Source organism: Kitasatospora sp. NPDC127035, from assembly GCF_042726075.1.
Taxonomy (GTDB): domain Bacteria; phylum Actinomycetota; class Actinomycetes; order Streptomycetales; family Streptomycetaceae; genus Kitasatospora.
Genome location: NZ_JBHXDN010000008.1, coordinates 183,605 through 201,837, shown reverse-complemented (window position 1 = coordinate 201,837; position 18,233 = coordinate 183,605). Strand labels below are relative to the sequence as shown.

Annotated in this window: 16 protein-coding genes; 11 read left to right on the top strand and 5 right to left on the bottom strand. The window is 73.0% G+C overall.

Going from position 1 to position 18,233, the window contains the following annotated elements; genetic code table 11:
• Window positions 1–672 precede the first annotated feature (672 nt).
• Both ACFWIC_RS07995 and ACFWIC_RS07990 read right to left on the bottom strand, forming a co-directional pair.
• Window positions 673–1,656, bottom strand: a complete 984-nt coding sequence (locus ACFWIC_RS07995) for an alpha/beta hydrolase (RefSeq protein ID WP_380359557.1) — start codon at window positions 1,654–1,656, stop codon at window positions 673–675.
• A gap of 28 nt (window positions 1,657–1,684) precedes the next feature.
• Window positions 1,685–2,752 (bottom strand): alcohol dehydrogenase catalytic domain-containing protein, encoded by a 1,068-nt coding sequence (locus tag ACFWIC_RS07990; protein ID WP_329885066.1) that lies wholly within the window; start codon window positions 2,750–2,752, stop codon window positions 1,685–1,687.
• A gap of 133 nt (window positions 2,753–2,885) precedes the next feature.
• Here ACFWIC_RS07990 and ACFWIC_RS07985 point away from each other — a divergent pair, with 133 nt between their 5' ends.
• A complete protein-coding gene (locus ACFWIC_RS07985; protein WP_380516829.1) occupies window positions 2,886–3,506 on the top strand; it encodes a CGNR zinc finger domain-containing protein in 621 nt (206 codons plus the stop codon).
• Window positions 3,507–3,670: 164 nt separating this feature from the next.
• On the opposite strand, the gene ACFWIC_RS07980 is transcribed toward ACFWIC_RS07985, so the two are convergent.
• On the bottom strand, window positions 3,671–3,817 hold the full coding sequence (locus ACFWIC_RS07980) for a hypothetical protein (protein ID WP_380516826.1): 147 nt from the start codon (window positions 3,815–3,817) through the stop codon (window positions 3,671–3,673).
• A gap of 326 nt (window positions 3,818–4,143) precedes the next feature.
• Here ACFWIC_RS07980 and ACFWIC_RS07975 point away from each other — a divergent pair, with 326 nt between their 5' ends.
• The 6 genes from ACFWIC_RS07975 (at window position 4,144) to ACFWIC_RS07950 (ending at window position 12,566) form a co-directional block, all read left to right on the top strand.
• Window positions 4,144–5,868: a trypsin-like peptidase domain-containing protein gene (locus ACFWIC_RS07975; RefSeq protein ID WP_380516823.1), complete on the top strand. Its 1,725-nt coding sequence runs from the start codon at window positions 4,144–4,146 to the stop codon at window positions 5,866–5,868.
• Window positions 5,869–6,023: 155 nt separating this feature from the next.
• Window positions 6,024–8,174 carry a tetratricopeptide repeat protein gene (locus ACFWIC_RS07970; protein ID WP_380516820.1) on the top strand — a complete coding sequence of 717 codons (2,151 nt, stop codon included), beginning with the start codon at window positions 6,024–6,026 and terminating at the stop codon, window positions 8,172–8,174.
• 54 nt (window positions 8,175–8,228) lie between these two features.
• A complete protein-coding gene (locus tag ACFWIC_RS07965; protein ID WP_380516817.1) occupies window positions 8,229–9,719 on the top strand; it encodes a VWA domain-containing protein in 1,491 nt (496 codons plus the stop codon).
• On the top strand, window positions 9,716–10,855 hold the full coding sequence (locus ACFWIC_RS07960; protein WP_380359543.1) for a hypothetical protein: 1,140 nt from the start codon (window positions 9,716–9,718) through the stop codon (window positions 10,853–10,855). The genes ACFWIC_RS07965 and ACFWIC_RS07960 overlap by 4 nt, the downstream gene beginning before the upstream one ends.
• Entirely contained in the window at window positions 10,855–12,228 is a 1,374-nt protein-coding gene (locus ACFWIC_RS07955; protein ID WP_380516814.1) for an ABC transporter substrate-binding protein, read from the top strand. Before ACFWIC_RS07960 ends, ACFWIC_RS07955 begins: the two co-directional genes overlap by 1 nt.
• A complete protein-coding gene (locus ACFWIC_RS07950; protein ID WP_380516811.1) occupies window positions 12,225–12,566 on the top strand; it encodes a CU044_2847 family protein in 342 nt (113 codons plus the stop codon). Before ACFWIC_RS07955 ends, ACFWIC_RS07950 begins: the two co-directional genes overlap by 4 nt.
• A gap of 164 nt (window positions 12,567–12,730) precedes the next feature.
• Here ACFWIC_RS07950 and ACFWIC_RS07945 read toward each other — a convergent pair whose 3' ends face one another.
• Complete coding sequence (locus ACFWIC_RS07945) at window positions 12,731–14,068, bottom strand: GH1 family beta-glucosidase (protein ID WP_380516808.1); 1,338 nt, start codon at window positions 14,066–14,068, stop codon at window positions 12,731–12,733.
• 231 nt (window positions 14,069–14,299) lie between these two features.
• On the opposite strand from ACFWIC_RS07945, the gene bla reads away from it, so the two are divergent.
• Window positions 14,300–15,247 (top strand): class A beta-lactamase, encoded by a 948-nt coding sequence (gene bla / locus ACFWIC_RS07940; protein ID WP_380516805.1) that lies wholly within the window; start codon window positions 14,300–14,302, stop codon window positions 15,245–15,247.
• Between the two features lie 124 nt (window positions 15,248–15,371).
• On the top strand, window positions 15,372–16,349 hold the full coding sequence (locus ACFWIC_RS07935) for a hypothetical protein (RefSeq protein WP_329947767.1): 978 nt from the start codon (window positions 15,372–15,374) through the stop codon (window positions 16,347–16,349).
• Window positions 16,350–16,469: 120 nt separating this feature from the next.
• Here the strand turns inward: ACFWIC_RS07935 and ACFWIC_RS07930 are convergent, their stop codons facing one another.
• Entirely contained in the window at window positions 16,470–16,865 is a 396-nt protein-coding gene (locus ACFWIC_RS07930; RefSeq protein WP_329947766.1) for an STAS domain-containing protein, read from the bottom strand.
• 259 nt (window positions 16,866–17,124) lie between these two features.
• Between ACFWIC_RS07930 and ACFWIC_RS07925 the strand changes: the two genes are divergently transcribed.
• Both ACFWIC_RS07925 and ACFWIC_RS07920 read left to right on the top strand, forming a co-directional pair.
• Window positions 17,125–17,802 (top strand): TetR family transcriptional regulator, encoded by a 678-nt coding sequence (locus ACFWIC_RS07925; protein WP_329885047.1) that lies wholly within the window; start codon window positions 17,125–17,127, stop codon window positions 17,800–17,802.
• A gap of 207 nt (window positions 17,803–18,009) precedes the next feature.
• Window positions 18,010–18,204 (top strand): DUF1918 domain-containing protein, encoded by a 195-nt coding sequence (locus tag ACFWIC_RS07920; RefSeq protein ID WP_329885046.1) that lies wholly within the window; start codon window positions 18,010–18,012, stop codon window positions 18,202–18,204.
• Window positions 18,205–18,233 lie beyond the last annotated feature (29 nt).

The following is an 18,233-nucleotide window of genomic DNA, read 5'->3' as shown; positions in this document are numbered from 1 at the left end:
GGAACGGACACTTCCTTCAGGCGGCTTTCACACCGGCCCTCCGGGCGCTTCGTTCTTTCGTGTTTCCAGCTTACCAGACGTTTTCCGCTCCGTTTTCCGGAGTTTCACTCACCTGACTCGCTTTCGTACTTTCAGCTTATCAGACGCTTTCCGCTCCGCTTCCGGCGCTTCCTTCGTCCAACTCACCAGTGTCTTCTGCGGCTTGACGCCCCGTCCGACGTTTCAAACTCTAGCCGACCGCCGCTCCGAAAAGCGAACCCGGCCGCAATCCCAGAAAGCGAGCACGCCGAATACCCACCCAGGCAGGCCTGCACATGGCAGGCGCGACCCAGGCCGAACCGGGAAGTGGTGTTCCGAAGGATTGGCCGCCCCGGGACCGTCCGCGCCGATGCGTGTCCGGTGCTCCCTGTCGAGCGACTGGGAGAACGTACTCCCATTCCGCTCCCGAAACAAATCGCCCCGCGCAGGCCGCACGGGTGTGCCCCTACTCCGCCCACCGTCCTGTCCGGAGGCGTCGCTCGGCCCGCCTCGCGCGGGGCCCAGCGTCCGGTGCCGCGGCCGTCGGACCGCGGCACGGGGAGACCGGTGGGGCGCCCGGCCGGAAGGCGCCGGCCGGGCGTCCCGCGAACTGATGCCCCCCGGAAATGGCCAGCGGACCGCGGCGGCGTGGTGTCAGACGAGGGAAGGGGAGGCGTGGAACTGGCGGGTGAGGTAGTTGGACCAGGTCTGGTGGAAGGCGGTGGCGAGTCGGGAGTGCGGGGCGATGAGGTCGAAGGCGTGGTACGCGCCGGGGTAGAGGTGGAGTTCGACCGGGACGCCGTGGGCCCGCAGGCGGGCCGCGTAGTCGAGGTCCTCGTCGCGGAAGCAGTCGAGGTCGCCGACGGTGATGAAGGTGGGTGGCAGGGCGCCGAGGTCGGTGGTGCGCGCGGGGGCGGAGTAGGGGCAGACGTCGTCGGTGCCGGCGCGGTCGCCCAGGATCGCCTGCCAGGCGAGCACGTTGGTCGAGCGGTCCCAGATGCCGATGTCGGTGATCTCGTGGCTCGACGCGGTGCGGTTGCGGTCGTCGAGCATGGGATAGGTGAGTGACTGGAACAGGGGTGTCACGCCGCCGCGGTCGCGGATCAGCAGGGTCGTGGCCGCCGCGACGCCTCCGCCGCCGCTCTGGCCCGCGATGCCGATGCGGGCGCCGTCCAGGCCCAGGGCGTCCGCCTCGCGGCCGAGCCACTGGTAGGCGGTGAAGCCGTCCTCGGCGGCGCCGGGGGCGGGTGTCTCGGGGGCGAGCCGGTAGTCGACCACGGCGACGGCGCAGCCGACGCTCGCGCCGAGCCGGGTGAGCCACGGGTCGTCCTGGGCGGCGAAGCCGAGCACCTGTCCGCCGCCGTGGAACCAGAGCAGGACCGGCAGAGGTCCGGGCGCTCCGGTGGGACGCAGAAGGCGGATCGGTACGTCGGGGCCGTCCGTCCGGCTCGCGAGGTGCGTCTCGACGGTCACCGACGGGTCGCCGGGTTGGGCGTCGGCGGCGGCCTCGGCCTGGGCGCGGAACGCCGCGCGCGTTGCGGCGAGGTCCGTCAGGTCGAACGCGCCGTTGGGGGTCATGGGGACCGCGTCGAGGGCCAGGCTCAGTTCCGGGTCCATCAGTTGACGGGATGCGGGCATGGTCGTTCCTGCTTTCGGGAGAGGCGTTTCAGGGGCGGAACGAGTCGATGACGACCACACCGGTGGGTCCGTAGGTCTCCAGGGACTCCAGGACCTCGCTCGCCTCGTGGAGGCCGACGGTGCGCGAGACGATGCGGCCGGGGGCGAGGCGGCCGGCGGCGATCATGTTCAACATCGTGCCGAAGCGCTGGCCCTGCATGCCGAAGGCGCTCAGGAACTCCAGTTCCTTGACCATCATGACGTCGACCGGCAGCGCGACGTCCCCCTGTTCCGCAGCGGTGGTGTGACCGAGCTGGAGGTGGCGGCCCCGGGTGCGCAGGGAGAGGACGGAGTTGCGGCAGGCGGCGGCGATGCCCACCGCGTCGACCGACACGTGCGCACCGCCGCCGGTGAGGGTCTTCACCGCTTCGGCGGGGTCGTCGGTCGCCGCGTTGACGGTGTGGACGGCGCCGAGTGCGCGTGCGGCGTCCAGCTTGTCTTCCGTGATGTCGATCGCGATGACGTTGGCGCCCGTCGCCGCGGCGATCTCGACCGTCGACAGTCCCATGCCGCCCCCGGCGCCGTACACCGCGACCCACTCGCCGCCGCGGACCCGCGCCTGGTCGACGACGCCGTGGAAGGCGGTCATGTAGCGGCAGGCCAGCGCGGCGACGTCGACGAAGTCGACGCCCTCCGGTACTTCGACCAGGTTGACGTCGGCGAAGCGGACCATGACGTACTCGGCGAAGGCGCCCCAGTAGGAGACCCCCGGTACGAGCGAGTCCACGTGCTCGCAGACGTGCTGGTTGCCGCTGCGGCACATCTCGCACGCGCCCTCGCCGGGGTTCATCGGGAAGATGACGCGGTCTCCCTCCTTCCACCCCCGCACCTCGCGGCCGACCTCCACGACGGTGCCGGCGAACTCGTGGCCGAGGACGAACGGGGCCTCGACACGCGGTCCGCCCGTCCAGAACTCCCCCGCCCACAGGGCCCAGTCGGTCCGACAGATCCCGTTCGCCCCGACGCGCACGATCGCGCCGTCCGGCGGGCAGGCGGGTTCCGGCACGTCGCGGATGACGAGCGGCTTGTGGAGTTCCTCGATGACTGCGGCTCGCATGGCGCGGCCTCCTCGTGCTGCGGGGGGGGGTGGCGGGAGCGGCGAGCAGCCGCCCAAAGTCTACCGGTTTAAGTGGTGGACTTGGAAGCTAGCCGTTTGCCCGGAATCGTGTCAACCACTTAAAGTGGTGGACATGGACGACAGGGACGACAGGGACGGCAGCCGCGAGGGGCGCCAGCGCGCCAAGGCCGACTTCCGCTTCGACGACGCGCGACTGTGCTTCGCCTTCGCGGGCACCCTGGCCGACCGCGGCGCGGACGCGCCCTTCGAACGGCTGGCCCGGCCCGAGGACTTGAGCCGCTGGGCCGTCGAGAGCGACTGCACGACAGCGGCGCCGCCCTGCACCGAGGCCGACCTCGGCCGCGCCAGGCGGTTGCGTGAGGCGATCCAGCGGACCGGCCTCGCCCTGGCGGACTCCGCGCCGCCCTCGCCCGAGGACGTCGCGCTCGTCAACCGCGCCGCCGCCGAACCCCCCTCGACGCCCGAACTCGCCCCAGACGCGACCACCGTGCGCTGGCACGGCGACACGGTCGCGGCGGTGCTCTCGACGGTCGCCCGGGATCTGATCGCCCTCTGCGCGTCGGAGCACCGCACCCGCGTCCGCATCTGCGGGAACCCCGACTGCGGTGTCCCCTTCGTCGACACCTCGCGCGCGGGTGCCCGCCGCTGGTGCTCGATGAAGACCTGCGGCGCGCTCGTCAAGAAGCGCGCCTACCGGGCGAGGCTGCAGACACCCGCCGACGGCGCCCGGTAGCGCTTCGCGCCCCTGCCGGGGCCGTTCACGACGCGCGGGGAGCCGGGCAGGTGGGTGCTGGGCCCGCCGGGGCGGTGCCGGCCAGGACGTGGACTCCGGGGAGTCCAGGTGGACGAGGCCGCGGAGCAGAGCCGCGGCGATCCGGGGCCGGGAGGGCCGGCCGCTCACACCCGGGTCTGCAGCACCCGGCCCGGCCAGAGCGATCCGTCCGATCGGAGTTCCTCGAACTCCAGGGCCGCCGTGAGGCCCAACTCCTCGTACTCGCGCACCAGGCGGCCGTCCTCACCGGCCCAGCAGTGCGTCCGGAGCAACTGCGCGCCATGCCGGACGGCCTCGGCCCGGCGTCGGCGACGAGGGTCTCCATGGTGAGCTGCCGACCGCGCCTGCGGCCCGTACCGGCTCCGCCGGGCGGCCGGTGCTCCGCTGTTCGCCGCCCTCCCCCGGGGCTGGCAGCACGACCGACCGCGCCGAACGATGCCGGGCTCCGGCCGGCGCCCGCGCGGCGACCCGGCCACGCGTTTCGGCACTCGACGACCCTGGCCGGCAGCAGCCTTCCGCCCGGGATCGGTGTTCACAACCTGATCCGATCATGTGAGATGACTACCTGTCAGATCCTTTCTGGCGTAGCGTTTTCGCCATGGGGCGGGAGGATCCTTGGCTGGCGCGCATCGAGGACACCCAGGGGCGCGTGCACGGTGCCGGGACGATGCTCGACGGCGAGTACGTGCTGACGTGTGCGCATGTGGTCGAGGAGGCCATCGACGCCGGGCGTGAAGCCGATCGCGAGGTCCGGGTCCGGATCGCCGGACGTCCCGACGACGCCTATCCGGCGACCGTTGTCGAGAGCTGCTGGCAGCCGCCGTTACCGGACCAGCGCGGGGATGTGGCGATCCTCGCCCTGCGGTCCGTGGTGCCGGGCGCGCCGCGCGCGAGGATCCGGCGGACCTGGCAGCACGACGAGATCGTGCGAATCTTCGGCTTCCCGGCGGGTACCGACAACGGCCAACTGGTCAATGCGAGGATCACCTCGTACGACTTCACCGGGGAGCGGGTCCAGCTCGACGCGGTACTGGAGCAGCGCGTCGACCGTGGGTTCAGCGGTGCGGCGGCACTCGCCGCGGACGGTCAGATCCTCGGCGTGATCGCGGTTGTCCGGGCACCGCTCGCCGAGAGCAGCTGGATGATCGCGGTCCGGACGCTGTACAGGTACGCGAGCGCGGTGCTCGACGGGCACCTGACGAGCCGGACCTCGCAGGTGCTGCCGGGCGACTGGCCGTCGCCGCAGGTCCCGGAGGTCCTGGACGACCCGGTGCAGCTCGCACTGACCCGGCACCTGGTCGGCTGGCTGGCGTCCGACGGGCCGGGCGGGGTCTGTGCGATCGGCGGTGGCGGCGCGGTCGCGCTGACGTCCCGGCTGGTGGGCCTGACGGTGCCGGGCTACCGTCGGGCGGCCCCCGACGAAACCGTGAGCGGCGCCCCGCCCGGCACCGTCCCGCAGCTGGGCGAGGTGGACGCCGCCGTCGACGCGACCGGGCGGACGACGGAGCAGGTCGCCCAGCAGCTCGCGAAGAGTCTGAGTCTGCTGACCGACCGTGTCACCGATGACCTCGCCCACCAGTTGGAGGAGTTGGGCTCACCGATAGTTGTCGTGGTCAACGCGGTCGACCTGGCGGCCGACCCCGGAGAGCTGTACTACCGGCTGCTGGAACCGATCGCCGCGCGGGCGTCGAGCATCGGCGTGCGCCTGCTGCTCGCCTACCACGGCGACCCTCCGCGCTATGTCCGCAGTGCGGTCGCGGCGAGCCTCGGGCAGCCCGCCGCGGCCGTCTCGCCGAGCGGTCGGCACGGCGGAGAGACAGAGCTCGGCGACCGACTCGGGCGGCTCGGCCGGTTGGTCGAGGAGGTCGACGCGGCCGAGCGCGACGCCCGGGCGCGCCGTGACTACGTCGCGCCGCGGATCCTCGGCGCACCGCCGCCACAGGTCGCCGGCGCGGCCGCGCTCGCGGTCCGTCTGCGGGTGCTGCGGGACACCGGCCCGGCCGCCGCCGGGTCCACCCTCCGGGGATGGCTGCTGAGGGAACTCGGCTCCTGCGAGGAGGCAGCCGCCCGGTCGCTGGTGCGGGCCCGGCGATTGAACGCCGAGTGCACGGCCCTGCTCGCCCGGCGGAACCGGGCCCGGGGGCGGCTGGACGCCTACCGTTCGGAGGCCGCGGCGCGCGGCCTGATCGAGGAACTGGGCGACTCGTACGAGGCGGCCCGGCGGCTGCTCTACAGCGGTGGATGCGACCTGCCGCTCGCCGAGCTCCGGGTCGAGGAGTACCACCGGGCCGTTCGGCGCGAGATCGACGGGAGGCAGGCATGAACCGGTGCAACCGTCCTGGCTGTGGTGGCGAACTCGACGCGACCACCTACTGCCGGCGCTGCCTGCTTCCGCCGCCGGTGGCCGCGCCGACGGGCGGTGGCCGCCTGCCGGCCGTAGGCAGCACCGGGGAGCGGGCCCCGGGGCGGTCGGTTGCGGTGAGCACCAACCGCGGCGCGGTGCCGTCCGCGCGCCCCGCGGAGCCCGTACAGCCGCCGCGCCCTTTCGGCGACGACCCCTGGTGGGGACTGGGCCTCGTCACACTGCCGACGATCGCCGGACCGGAGCCGGACCGCGCGGTCAGAGCCGCTCCGCGAATCCCGGAGGAGCGCAGGCTCTGCCCCGATCCCGCCTGCCGCCGCCCCGTGGGCACGGGTCTCGACGGCCAGCCGAGCCTGTTGGAGGGGCGCTGCCCGTACGACGGGACGGCCTACTCGTTCGTGCCGAGACTCAGCCGGGGCGACCTGCTGTCGGACCGCTACCGGGTCGAGGGCTGCATCGGGCACGGGGGCTTCGGCTGGGTCTACCTCGCCCACGACGAGCGCCTGAACAACCGTCCGGTGGCGCTCAAAGGCCTGATCGACGCGGCGGACCCCGCGCGGGTCGAGGAGGCCGCCGAGGAGAAGCGGTTCCTGATCGAGCTCAGACACGACGACATCGTCGACATCTACGACTTCGTGACACACGAGCCGGCAGGCGGGTCCCAGCACGGCTACCACGGCTACCTCGTGATGGAGTACGTACCCGGCTACTCCCTGGAGCGCCCGGAGCTGTTCGGCCGGCTGGAGACCGAGCAGGTCATCGGCTACGTCCTGCGCGTGCTCCGGGCGTTCCAGTACCTCCACGACAGCCGGTACCTGTTCTGCGACCTGAAGCCGAGCAACCTGATGGTGTACGGCTCCCGGATCAAGCTGATCGACCTCGGCGCGGTGCGCGAGGCCGGGGCAGTGGGCAGCGGAGCGTACTCGGAGGAGTACATGGCCCCGGAGCTGATGGTCACCGGGCCCACCGTCGCCACCGACCTCCACACGGTGGGCAGGACCCTGGAGTCGCTCTTCCGGTGGTACACCGCCGACCCGGACAGTGCCCGCTTCACCTCGCTGCGCCGGCTCATCAGCCGCGCCACCCATCACGATCCGCAGCTGCGCTTCGCCTCGGCAGCCGATCTGGCGGGCCAACTGAGCGGTGTGCTGCGCGAGTTGGTGTCCCACCGGGACAGTACCCAGTACACCGCGCCGTCACTGCTCTTCGCCCGCTCCACCACGCTGATCGACCCCGGGCTCGGGACGGTGCCGCCGCTCGACCGGTGGACGAGCACCGCGGCGCTGCGGGCGGCGGTCGAGGGCAGCTGCCGCCCGCTCGCCACCGCGCCGCCCACCCCGGTCATGGCGGCGGCCGGGCTGCCCGAGCCGCTGGTCGACGCCCGCGACTCCGCCGCCGGCTTCCTCCGGGCGTCGGTCAGCACCGATCCGGCGGTCGCCCTCTCCCAACTCGCCTCCTACGCCGATCCCGTCCCGGCCTCCGCCCGTGCTTCCTCGCCCGAGGTCGAGTTGCTGCGCTGCCGACTCCACCTGCGGCTCGACGACATCGGGGCGGCGCGCGCCGCGCTGGACCGGGCGAGGGGCCTGTTGCGGCCCGGGTGGCGGCTCAACTGGCACGAGGGGCTGACAGCCCTGGCCGAGCAGCAGTTCGGCGGCGCGGAGAAGATGTTCACCTCCTGCCACCAGATGCTGCCGGGCGAGCTCGCGCCGCAGCTCGCACTGGCACTGTGCGCCGAGTACCGAGCGGCGACCGAGGAGGAGCTCGACGCCGCATCGGCGGCCTACCTGGCGGTGTGGCGGACCGACAGCTGGCACGAGAGCGCCGCCTTCGGCCACGCCCGGACGAGGCTCCGGCGCGGCGACCGGGCCGGTGCCGTCTCGGCGTTGAGGCAGATTCCCGACACCTCACCGCACCATCGGGCGGCGCGGATCGCCGCGCTGCGGATTCTCACAGGGCGGCTCGGCGCGGGCCCCGGGGGCCTGCCCGACCGAACGGACCTCGCCGAGGCCGAACAGGTGCTGGCCACACTGCCGCTGGACGAACCCGAGCGGCGCCGGCTGGCCACCCTGATCCTGGAGGCCAGGCTCGACCGCCGGCGCACCCCGCGACCGGGCCTGACCCCCTCCGACGACGACGTCACGGAGCACGAGCTCCGGTCGGACCTGGAGAAGGAATACCGGGCGTTCGCCCACGGGGCACCGGACGCGAACCGCCACACCGTTCTCGTCGATCTGGCCAACGCCGTGAGGCCGGTCACCACGCAGTGACCCGGCACTCCTGGACGGATCGTCAATCTTCCCCTACAGAAGAGGAATTGGCACATGGCCGAAGCACCGAGAGTCACCCTGGAGGCCAACTTCGACAAGTACCGTTCCCTGGACGAACGTGAGGTGCACGTCTACCTCAGCGTGGTCGCGAGCACCGCAGCCGACCGGCGGGCGAGCCCGCCGACCGATGCGCAGTTCGCCGAGGTCATCCTGCTGGACCAATCGGGGTCGATGAGCGATCCGCGCACCAAACTCCAACGTGCCAAGGAGGCGAGTTGCGCCGCCATCGACACCCTGCGCGAGGGAACCCGCTTCGCGGTGGTCGCCGGCACCCACCAGGCAACCATGATCTACCCTCGGGAGTCCTTCCTCGCCCCGGCGAACGCCGTCACCCGCGCGGAGGCGAAGCAGGCCGTCAACCGGATCGCCCCCGGCGCCCAGGGCACGGTCATCGGCGCCTGGCTCGACAAGGCCCGTGAACTGCTCGAGCCGCACGGCGATCTGATCTGCCACGCGCTCCTGCTCACCGACGGACGCAACGAGCACCAGGACCGGTCGGCGCGGTCGATGGAGACCGTGCTCGCCGACTGCCGTTCCGTGTTCACCTGCGACGCCCGCGGTATCGGCGCGGACTGGGAGCCCGCCGAACTGCGACGGATCGCCGAGGAGCTCCAGGGCACCGCGGACGCGGTGCCCGACCTGGCCGACCTGGCGCCCGACTTCCGCGCACTGATCCGCGTCGCCATGGGCCGCACGCTGTCCGACCTGGCCCTGCGCGTGCGCTGCGCACCGGGAGTGTCGGTGTCCGTCCTCGAACAGGCCCACCCGGCGCTGGCCGACCTGGTCGGCCACCGCCTGCCGCTGGCCGGAACGGCGGCGGCCGACTACCCGACCGGCCCCTGGAGCAGCGAGGCGCGCCGGTATGTCGCGACCTTCGCCGTGACCGGCGACCGGACGGTCGGCGCCGACGCGGAGACCCTGGCTTCCATCGAAGTGGTCACCGGATCGATCGGCACCGAACTGGCCACACCCGTCAGCCCGGTGGAGGTGATCAGCGCGCGCTGGCTCGACCAGCCGGCCCCGGAGACCGTCCTCGGCGCCGATCGGCGCCGCCACGAGCGGGAGAAGGAGCTGTACGACCTCAGATGGCGCGGCGGGGCGCTGTTCCGCCAGGGGGACCGCCACGGGGCGCGCGATGCCTGGGGCCGGGCCGTGGCGCTCGCCACCGAGCTGCGCAACGAGGACGCGCTCCGGCGGCTGGGCAAGGTCGTCCGGGTCGAGGATGCCGTTCGCGGCGTGGTCAGCCTGCTACCGGAGCTTGATCCGGACTACGTCCTGCAGGCCATGATGGGCACGGCCACCAGCACCTCGTACGGCCTCTCGCGCACCCCGACGACGCGGGCCGATCCGGCGCCCGGGTTCCCGTCGGCCCCGGGGCCCGACTGCCCGAGGTGCGGCCGGGTCGCGGTGGCCGGCGCACGGTACTGCGAGAACCTCGACTGCGACTACGAATTCACCGGCAGCTCACCGGTGACGGGCAGATGACGGCCCCGCCCGCGGTGGCGCCCGAACCGGTGGCGGACGAACCGGCGACGCCCTCCACGACCGCGCGCACCCTGCGCCGGCTCCGCGGGGCGCTGGTGGCGGGCAGCCTGCTGACCGGGGCGCTGTGCCTGGTGGTGTCCAGCCAGGCACACGGCGGAACCGACGCCGTCGGCGGGCGGGCCGCCCCTGCGGTACTCCGGGCCGAGGCCGCGTACGGCGCGCTCGCGGATGCCCAACGCGCGGCGGTGCACGGCTTCCGGCAGGGCACCGTGGTCCTCGGCGGACTCGGCGAGCAGTACCGGAACGACATCGCCGCGATCAACCAGAACCTGGCGGAACTGGCCGGGGACACCGTGGCGGGCGCGACGGTCACCAGCGATCTGCAACTCGTCGAGGGGCTCGTCGTCAACTACAACGCCGAGCTCGAACAGGCCGCCGCCGACTACCGGCAGACCGGTGAGCTCACCCGCGCCGTGCCGGCCCTGTGGTACGCGACCCTGCAGTACCGGGAGGTCTCGAACACGCTGAACCGGCTGCGGACGGAGGAGAACGCCGCGCTGGCCGACCGGCGCGGTTCGGTGTGGCTGGCGCGCACCGCAGATCTGCTGTTCCTGGTGCCGTTCGCGCTGGTGCTGGCGCTTTTCGCGCGGACACAGTCGGTGCTGCGCCGTCGGTTCCGGCGTCGGTTGAGCATCCGGTTGACGACTGCCGTGCTCGCCCTCACCGCGACGGCCCTGTTGTGCGGTCTGTCGCTCCACGTCTCGGACGGACGCCTGCGCTCGGCCCTGGACGGTCCGTTCGTCCGAGCCGTCACCCTGGCACAGGAGCAGGCGAGCCGGTCCGCCGCCGAGGCCGACGGGGACCTGTACGCCATCGTCACGCAGGCGTGCCCGGCCGCCGGGTCCTGCGGGACCCACCTGGCACCGCAGGCGTCCGGACCCGCGACCGCCGAGCCGGAGCGGACAGGTCACCACCAGGCCGAGGCCGAGGCCGCGTTCACCAGTGGTGCCACCGACGCGGAGGCCTACTCCTCCGTCCTCCTGGCACTTCTCGCGCTGCTGACCTCAGTCGCAGCCACGGCGGCCGCTCTCGCGCTGAATCCGCGCATCGACGAGTACCGGTTCGGAGGCCAGTGATGCGGCAGAGGCGACAGGCAGCTCTCCGGCTCCTTCTGGTCCTCACCCTGCTGGCGGCGTCGGCCGCCTGCCTCGGAGGCTCGTCCGGCCGGCGCGTCCTGGTCATCATGACACCCTGGACCGCCGAGGCCGAGCGGAACTCCTTCCAAGCAGTACTCACGGCCTTCAAGGCCGAGACCGGCATCACCGTCCACGCCTCCCCCACCCGGGCGCTCGACCAGGTACTGCGGGCCGCCGTACAGAAGCGCGAGGCACCGGACCTGGCTGTCATGGCGAACCCCGGGGCGCTGCGCTCCTACGCGCAGCAGGGCGACCTGGTCCGGCTGGACCGCTTCCAGGACAGGGCACTCGGCAGCGGACTCGTCGATCTGCTGAGGTCCGACTACGGCCCCCCGTGGTCCCGCGCCGGGGAGGCCGTGAACGGCGATCCGTACGCGGTCATGGTCAAAGCCTCCGTCAAGAGTCTCATCTGGTACGCACCCCAGCGGCTCGCCACCCAGCCGCCCGACAGCTGGGCCGGCTTGGTGGGCGTCGGCCGGTCGATGGTCCAGCGGGGCGCCACGCCCTGGTGCCTGGCCCTGGCCGACCCGCCCAACTCGGGGTGGCCGGGCACCGACTGGATCGAGGACATCCTGCTGCACCAGTCGGGTGCCGACCTCTACACGGACTGGGTCGACGGCAAGCTCGACTGGACATCGCCGCAGGTCAGAGAGGCCTGGCAGGCATGGGGCCAGATCTTCACCGCACAGGGCTCGATCCACGGCGGCCCGCTGACCGCGCTCCTGACCGGCTACGGCGAGGGGGCCTACCCGCTCTTCACCGCATCGCCCGGCTGCTACTTCGAGCACGGCGCCCCCGTCACCCCGGACCCCACCGCAGTGACCAAACCCCTCCCGGGAAAGGACTACGACTTCGTCCCGTTCCCAGAGTTCCGGCCGACGCCGACGCCGGCGTACGAGGTGTCGGGAGATCTCGTCGCGATGTTCCACGACTCGCCCGAGGCGGAGCGGTTCATGGCCTTCCTCGCGAGCCCGCAGGCCCAGCAGATCTGGCCGGGCCTGCAGCCGGAGTCGGCTTTCTCCGCCAACCGCGCCGTCGCCACGCGGTTGGCGTCCGGTCACGCCACCGGCAGCGTCGCCCGCCGGATCGACGAGTTGCTGACCTCGTCCGCCATCCTCTGCTTCGACGCCTCGGACAGCATGCCCAGCAGCATGGCGGCCGCGTTCAACCGCGCGGTGCTCGACTATCTGAACGACCCGACCCGACTGCCGACGATCCTCGCCGGGCTGGACAAGGTCCGGGCCGACGCCTATCCGCAGTCGACGCAGAGCTCCGTCTGCGCACACTCATCCCCGGGCCAGGAGGCCAAGTGACAACACGTACCGAATTCGCCCTCGCGTCCGGCGGGACGCTGGTGGTCGAGAGCGAGGACACCGGCACAGGCGTCGCGCCTGCCGGCCGGGGAACTCTGGAGCGAGCGGGCGCCACGGTGCGGGACTCGCTGCACACCGTGGTCAACACGGCATCCGACGTGATCGAAGCGTTCCGTGCCCTGCCACGCCGGCCCGACGAGATCGAGGTCGGGTTCGGCGTCAAGCTGGACGGCAGCGTCGGCGTGATCCTGGCGGGCGGCACCGCCGGCGTCCACTTCAACGTGACGCTCCGCTGGTCCCCCGAAGAACCCGCCGGCGAGGCCGACGAGGCGGAGTGACCGCAGCTGCCCGGTGCGAGCCGCAGGCCCCGGCCCCGCGACTCGCACCCGGCATCGCGCGGCCACGGCGGGACGCGTCCGAGCAGGCGGCCGGCGGTCTCCACGACGAGCCCTGCCCCGGCCACGCCCGCTCGCGCGGTGCATCGCCCCCTCGGTGAGCCCGACTATCCCGCCTGCCGGGCCCGGTGGGCCGCGATCAGGTCGCGGTACCAGGCGTAGGACGCCTTCGGGGTTCGCTTCTGCGTCTCGAAGTCGACGTGGACGAGGCCGAAGCGCTGGTGGTAGCCCTCGGCCCACTCGTAGTTGTCTAGGAGGGACCACGTGTAGTAGCCGCGGACGTCGACGCCCTGGGCGACAGCGGCGGCGAGGGCGTCGAGGTGGCCGGCGAGGTAGTCGATGCGGAAGGTGTCGTCGAGCTCCTCGGTGGTGGAGCAGCCGTTCTCGGTGATGGTGACGGGCGGGAGGGCGGCGCCGTAGCGGTCGCGGAGGCCGGTGAGGAGTTCGCGCAGGCCGTCGGGGACGACGGGCCAGTCGAAGGCGGTGCGGGGGACGCCCTCGATCGGGGCTTCGGCGAAGGGGAGGCCGGGCTCGGTGGGTGCGGCGATGCGGGTGGCGTTGTAGTAGTTGACGCCGAGGCCGTCGAGCGGGGTGGCGGTGATGAGCTTCAGGTCGCCGTCGTGGACGCTGCCGCCGAGGTCGGGGCCGACGCCGTAGGCGGAGAGGTCGGGGTAGCGGCCGAGGAGGAGGGGGTCGGTGAACAGGCGGTTGTGGAGGACGTCGTAGGCCTGTGCGGCGGCGAGGTCGGCGTCGGCGGACGAGGCGGGCCACACGGGGGTGAGGTTGTTGGCGACCAGGACGTCCAGGCCGCGTTCGCGCAGCGCGGCGGCGGCCAGGCCGTGGGCGAGGAGCTGGTGGTGGGCCACCGGCAGGGCGTCGAGCATCAGGGCACGGCCGGGGGCGTGGATGCCGAGGGCGTAGCCGTAGACCATGTGCACAAAGGGCTCGTTGAGGGTGATCCAGGCGGGGACGCGGTCCCCCAGGCGGTCGGCGACGATCGCGGTGTACTCGGCGAAGCGGTACGCGGTGTCGCGGTTCAGCCAGCCGCCCGCGTCTTCCAGGGTCTGCGGGAGGTCCCAGTGGAAGAGGGTGGGCAGCGGGGTGATGCCGGCGGCGAGCAGGGCGTCCACCAGGCGGTCGTAGAAGTCGAGGCCGGCGGGGTTCACCGCGCCCTCGCCGGTGGGCTGCACGCGGGGCCAGGCGATGGAGAAGCGGTAGCCGTCCAGCCCGAGGCCCTTCATCAGGGCGATGTCCTCGGGGTAGCGGTGGTAGTGGTCGCAGGCCACCGCCCCGGTGTGGCCGTCGCGGACGGTGCCGGGGCGGGCGGCGAACGTGTCCCAGACGGAGGGTCCCCGGCCGTCCTCGTCCACCGCCCCCTCGATCTGGTGGGCGGCGGTGGAGGCTCCCCAGCGGAAGCCCGCCGGGAGGTCGAGTCGGTGCGGCATGGCCGGACTCCCTGCTCACGTGGCGGTGAACGCCCATGGACGAACATGAGGGATACTCATGTTAATGGTCGGCGGCCGAAACGCCAGACGCGTCCGACGGGCGGCCGGCGACGTCGGGGGTGGGCGTCCGGCCGGTTGGGGTAGGAGGGGCAGGAAGTGGACGAACCGATCCGACCGCGGAGACGTCCGCCCACTCCGGGGAACGGTCACCGAACAGAGGAGGACACGGTCGTGGAGACCTTCACAGGGCGCCCGGGCCGTCGCGCAGTGCTGGCCCTCGGTGCGGGCGCGGCGCTCACGGCGGCGATGCCGGCGGGCGGGGCGGCGCGCGCCTCGGGCGGCGGCCCGCCGAGCGGCGACGCGGCGATCAGGAGGCTGGCCGACCTCGAACGGCAGCACGACGCCCGCCTGGGCGTGTTCGCGCAGGACACCGTCACCGGCAGGACCGTCGGCTACCGGGCCGACGAGCTCTTCCCGATCTGCTCGGTGCACAAGACGCTCACCGCCGCCGCGATCCTCAGGGACCTCGACCGGGACGGCGAGTTCCTCGCCCGGCGGATCCGGTACACCGCGAAGGACGTCACGGACGCGGGGTACGCCCCGATCACGGGCAGGCCCGAGCACCTCGCGAACGGCATGACCGTCGCGGAGTTGTGTGCCGCCGCCATCGCCCACAGCGACAACGCCGCCGACAACCTCCTGCTCCGCGAGCTCGGCGGACCTTCGGCGATCACCCGCTTCTCCCGATCCCTCGGCGACGGCGTGACGCGGCTCGACCGGTGGGAGCCCGAGCTGAACTCCGCCGAACCGGGGCGGCCGACGGACACCACCAGCCCGGCCGCCATCGGACGCAGCCACCGGGAACTGGTGCTCGGGGACGCCCTCCCCCCGCAGGACCGACGGCGGCTGACCGCGTGGCTGCGCGCCAACACCACCGGCGCCGCCCGCCTCCGCGCCGGACTCCCCGAGGGCTGGTCCCTCGCGGACAAGACCGGCACCGGCGGCTACGGCGCCACCAACGACGTCGGCGTCGCCCGGACACCGGACGGGGCGCACGTCGTCCTGGCCGTCCTGTCCACCAAGCGGGACGCCGCCGCGCCGGCGGACGAACCACTGGTCGCGCGGGCCGCCGCCGTACTGGCGGCAGCCCTCCGGAGTCCACGGGAAGCCATGGCCTGACGCGGCGTCATATTCGTTCCGCGCCACGACCGGAGCCTGCGTCACCCCGGGCCTCAGGAGCCGCACCCGAACCGGTACGTCTGCGCACTCCCGCACGGCGGCGAAGCCCTCTACGCTGTGCGGCATGCCTCTGTTCCGACGGGCCAAGAAGTCCGGCGACCTCGGTAACTCCCCTGTGCCTCCTTGGTGTTCCTGGCTCGGCCCGGCCGAGTGGCAGGCGTTCCAGGACGTACTGGCCGACATCTTCCTCGACGGCAGCGACTCCGGTCCGCCGATGAACTTCGGCGACCGGCAGCACCTGCGGCTCGGCGCAGCCGACGAACCGGGCATCGCGCTCGACCTCGCCGAGATCGCCCGGCTCGTCAGCGACCTGCCCCACGACCAGTGGCGCAGCGCCACCGTCGACTACCTCAACGGGCAGCTCTCCCTGCGCGACCGCCGCGAAGCCCTCTACCGGGCGGGCTTCGACGAGGTGCGCCACCTGCTCATGCCCAGGCTGGTCCGCGCCGACACGGTCGGCGACCACCACGGGTTGGCGCTCTCCCTCACCGGCGACCTGGCGGCCGTCCTCGTGCTGCGCTTCGCCGACAACCTGTCGGCCGCGGTGCCCCCGGCCCAGTTCGAGTCCTGGAACCTCGGCGCGGAGGAGGTGTGGGACGCCGCTCTGGGGAACCTGCGCACCCACCCGGTCGACCTCGACGACGACGGCAAGCCGAACCCCATGGTGTCCGTGGAGGGTGAGAGCGGCTTCACCTGCACCCACGTCCTGCGCGCGCCCGAGCTGCTGACCCGGCCCGCGCCCCTCGGCGTCCTCGCCATGGTCCCCCACGAGGAGTTCCTCTTCCTCCAGGCCGTGGACGGCACCGACCTCCGTATCCAGCTGATCGCCTTCTCGATGGTGATCCGGCAGAACTGGGACGGCGCCTCCGCCGAGCACCGGTTGTCCCCGGACATCCTGTGGGTGCACGAAGGCGAGATCGAGACGGTGACCGTCGAACCCGCCCCTCCCGGCAGCAACCAGCCGGGCGTCATCAGCGGCTCCGAGCGCTTCATCGCGCTGCTCTCCTCGATCCACCCGCCGGACCAGTATCCGGCGGCCTGACCGGCCGGCACGGCCACCGACACCGACACCGGCACCGGCCGGGTCCCCACAGCGTGCGCCCGGACAGGCACGGGCACGCGGAGCGCCGGGCGATGGGGACGGCCGCCGTGAAGGTCGGCCCTACGGCGCGCCGAGTCCGGGCACCGCGTGCACGCTGGGCCAGACGGTGAACACCTCGTCGGTACCGGTGACCGCCAACAGCCGTTGCATCTGCGGGCCGGGCCCGGCGAGGACGAGTCTGGTCCCCGCCTCCTCGGCCTCCTGGCGGATCCGGAGGAGCGCGTTGAGGCAGGCGGAGTCGACGAAGGTGAGCGGGGCGAGGTCGACGACCAGCAGCACCGGACCGGCCGCCACAGCGCTCGACAGCGTCTCGTCGAGCACGTGCCGGCTCTCGTGGTCCACCTCGCCCTCGATCCGGCAGACAAGCGTCTTGACGGCGTGCTCGCTGGTGGTGACCCTCAGGCGCGCGCCACCCGCGCCCCCGGCGTCGGGGTGAGAGGCGGTCGGGCCGGACATCCGGGCTTCCTTCCGGCAGGGGAAGCGGTACGTCTCCGATCATCCCTCCGCCGCCCCCGGACCGGCCACCCCGACGGCGGCGGGGCGGTGGCGGAACGGCGGCCGGCGGTGACGGAACGGCGGCGGGCGGCGCCCGGGAGGGGGGCGGGAGGGCGAGGTACCGGCGCGAAGACGGGCGGCCGAACAGGGTTCCGGGCGCGCGCCCCACGTCCGCGCGGGTGATTGGCCCGACGTGCGCCGGATGCGGCACAGTGGCCCCATGAGCGCGGACACGAGGAGTCACCAGGCCCCCGGGCGGACCGGTGCCGGCCGGCGGCGGCCGGTGCAGCAGCGCAGCCAGGAACGGTACGAGCGGATCCTCGACGCCTGCGCCGCCCTGCTCGACGAGGCCGGTGCCGCCGCGCTCACCACCAAGGAGGTGGCCCAGCGGGCCCAGGTGCCGATCGGCACGCTCTACCAGTTCTTCGCGGGCAAGGAGGACCTGCTGGCCGCGCTGGCCGGCCGGAACCTCGACCACTACCTGCACCGCCTCGACACCCGGCTGCGGTCCGGGACGCCCACCGGGACGGCCGGGTTCACCGACCTGGCGGTCGAGGAGTTCGTCGCGATGAAGCGGAGCGTGCCGGGCTTCGGCCAGGTGGACTTCGGGCTGGCCGGGGCGGCGGGGCCGACCGGCGTCCACGACGACCGGCATCTGCTGGACGCCGAGCTGGACAACAACGGCGCCGTCGCGCTGCGCCTCCAGGCGCTCGGTGGCGAGCTGTTCGCCACGACCGACCCGGCGGCACTGACGCTCGGACTGCGCGTGGCGCTGGAGGCGGCGGACGCGGTGCTCAAGCTGGCCTTCCGCGGCGACCCGGAGGGCGATCCGGCGTTGATCGCCGAGTGCAAGCGGCTGGTCCGCTGCTACCTCGCCGAACACCTCGGCCCGCGCTGAGCGGCCGGTCTCCGGGCCGGACCCGCCGGCGGCGACCGGGGGCACCTCCCGGCAGCGTCTCCCTGCGCCGGCGCCCGGAAGCGGCCCCGGCGTCGGCCCGGAGACGACCCCGGGCCGCGGTGCGCCGTTGCGGGCGGGCCACCCCCGCAGCACAGTGGAAGGCAGAACGGCCGCCCGTGCGGCCACCGCTACCCGAGGAGCAAGACCATGCACGCAGCGGTAGGTGACCAGCTCCACGTCCACAGCCGAGCGGTGGGTATGGTCGACCAGAAGGGCGAGATCGTCGAAGTGCGCGGTCAGGACGGCCAGCCGCCGTACATGGTCCGCTTCGAGGACGGTCACACCGGCCTGATCTACCCCGGCCCCGACTGCAACATCGAACCCCGCAAGGCGATCCACTGATCCCAGCGGCCGCCGCCCCGCGCCGCAGC

Excerpts from the sequence above, each read along its gene's own strand:
- ACFWIC_RS07995 (WP_380359557.1), bottom strand. The coding sequence starts at position 1,656 with ATGCCCGCATCCCGTCAACTGATGGACCCGGAACTGAGCCTGGCCCTC.
- ACFWIC_RS07990 (WP_329885066.1), bottom strand. The coding sequence starts at position 2,752 with ATGCGAGCCGCAGTCATCGAGGAACTCCACAAGCCGCTCGTCATCCGC.
- ACFWIC_RS07985 (WP_380516829.1), top strand. The coding sequence starts at position 2,886 with ATGGACGACAGGGACGACAGGGACGGCAGCCGCGAGGGGCGCCAGCGC.
- ACFWIC_RS07975 (WP_380516823.1), top strand. The coding sequence starts at position 4,144 with ATGGGGCGGGAGGATCCTTGGCTGGCGCGCATCGAGGACACCCAGGGG.
- ACFWIC_RS07965 (WP_380516817.1), top strand. The coding sequence starts at position 8,229 with ATGGCCGAAGCACCGAGAGTCACCCTGGAGGCCAACTTCGACAAGTAC.
- ACFWIC_RS07960 (WP_380359543.1), top strand. The coding sequence starts at position 9,716 with ATGACGGCCCCGCCCGCGGTGGCGCCCGAACCGGTGGCGGACGAACCG.
- ACFWIC_RS07955 (WP_380516814.1), top strand. The coding sequence starts at position 10,855 with ATGCGGCAGAGGCGACAGGCAGCTCTCCGGCTCCTTCTGGTCCTCACC.
- ACFWIC_RS07945 (WP_380516808.1), bottom strand. The coding sequence starts at position 14,068 with ATGCCGCACCGACTCGACCTCCCGGCGGGCTTCCGCTGGGGAGCCTCC.
- ACFWIC_RS07935 (WP_329947767.1), top strand. The coding sequence starts at position 15,372 with ATGCCTCTGTTCCGACGGGCCAAGAAGTCCGGCGACCTCGGTAACTCC.
- ACFWIC_RS07930 (WP_329947766.1), bottom strand. The coding sequence starts at position 16,865 with ATGTCCGGCCCGACCGCCTCTCACCCCGACGCCGGGGGCGCGGGTGGC.
- ACFWIC_RS07925 (WP_329885047.1), top strand. The coding sequence starts at position 17,125 with ATGAGCGCGGACACGAGGAGTCACCAGGCCCCCGGGCGGACCGGTGCC.
- ACFWIC_RS07920 (WP_329885046.1), top strand. The coding sequence starts at position 18,010 with ATGCACGCAGCGGTAGGTGACCAGCTCCACGTCCACAGCCGAGCGGTG.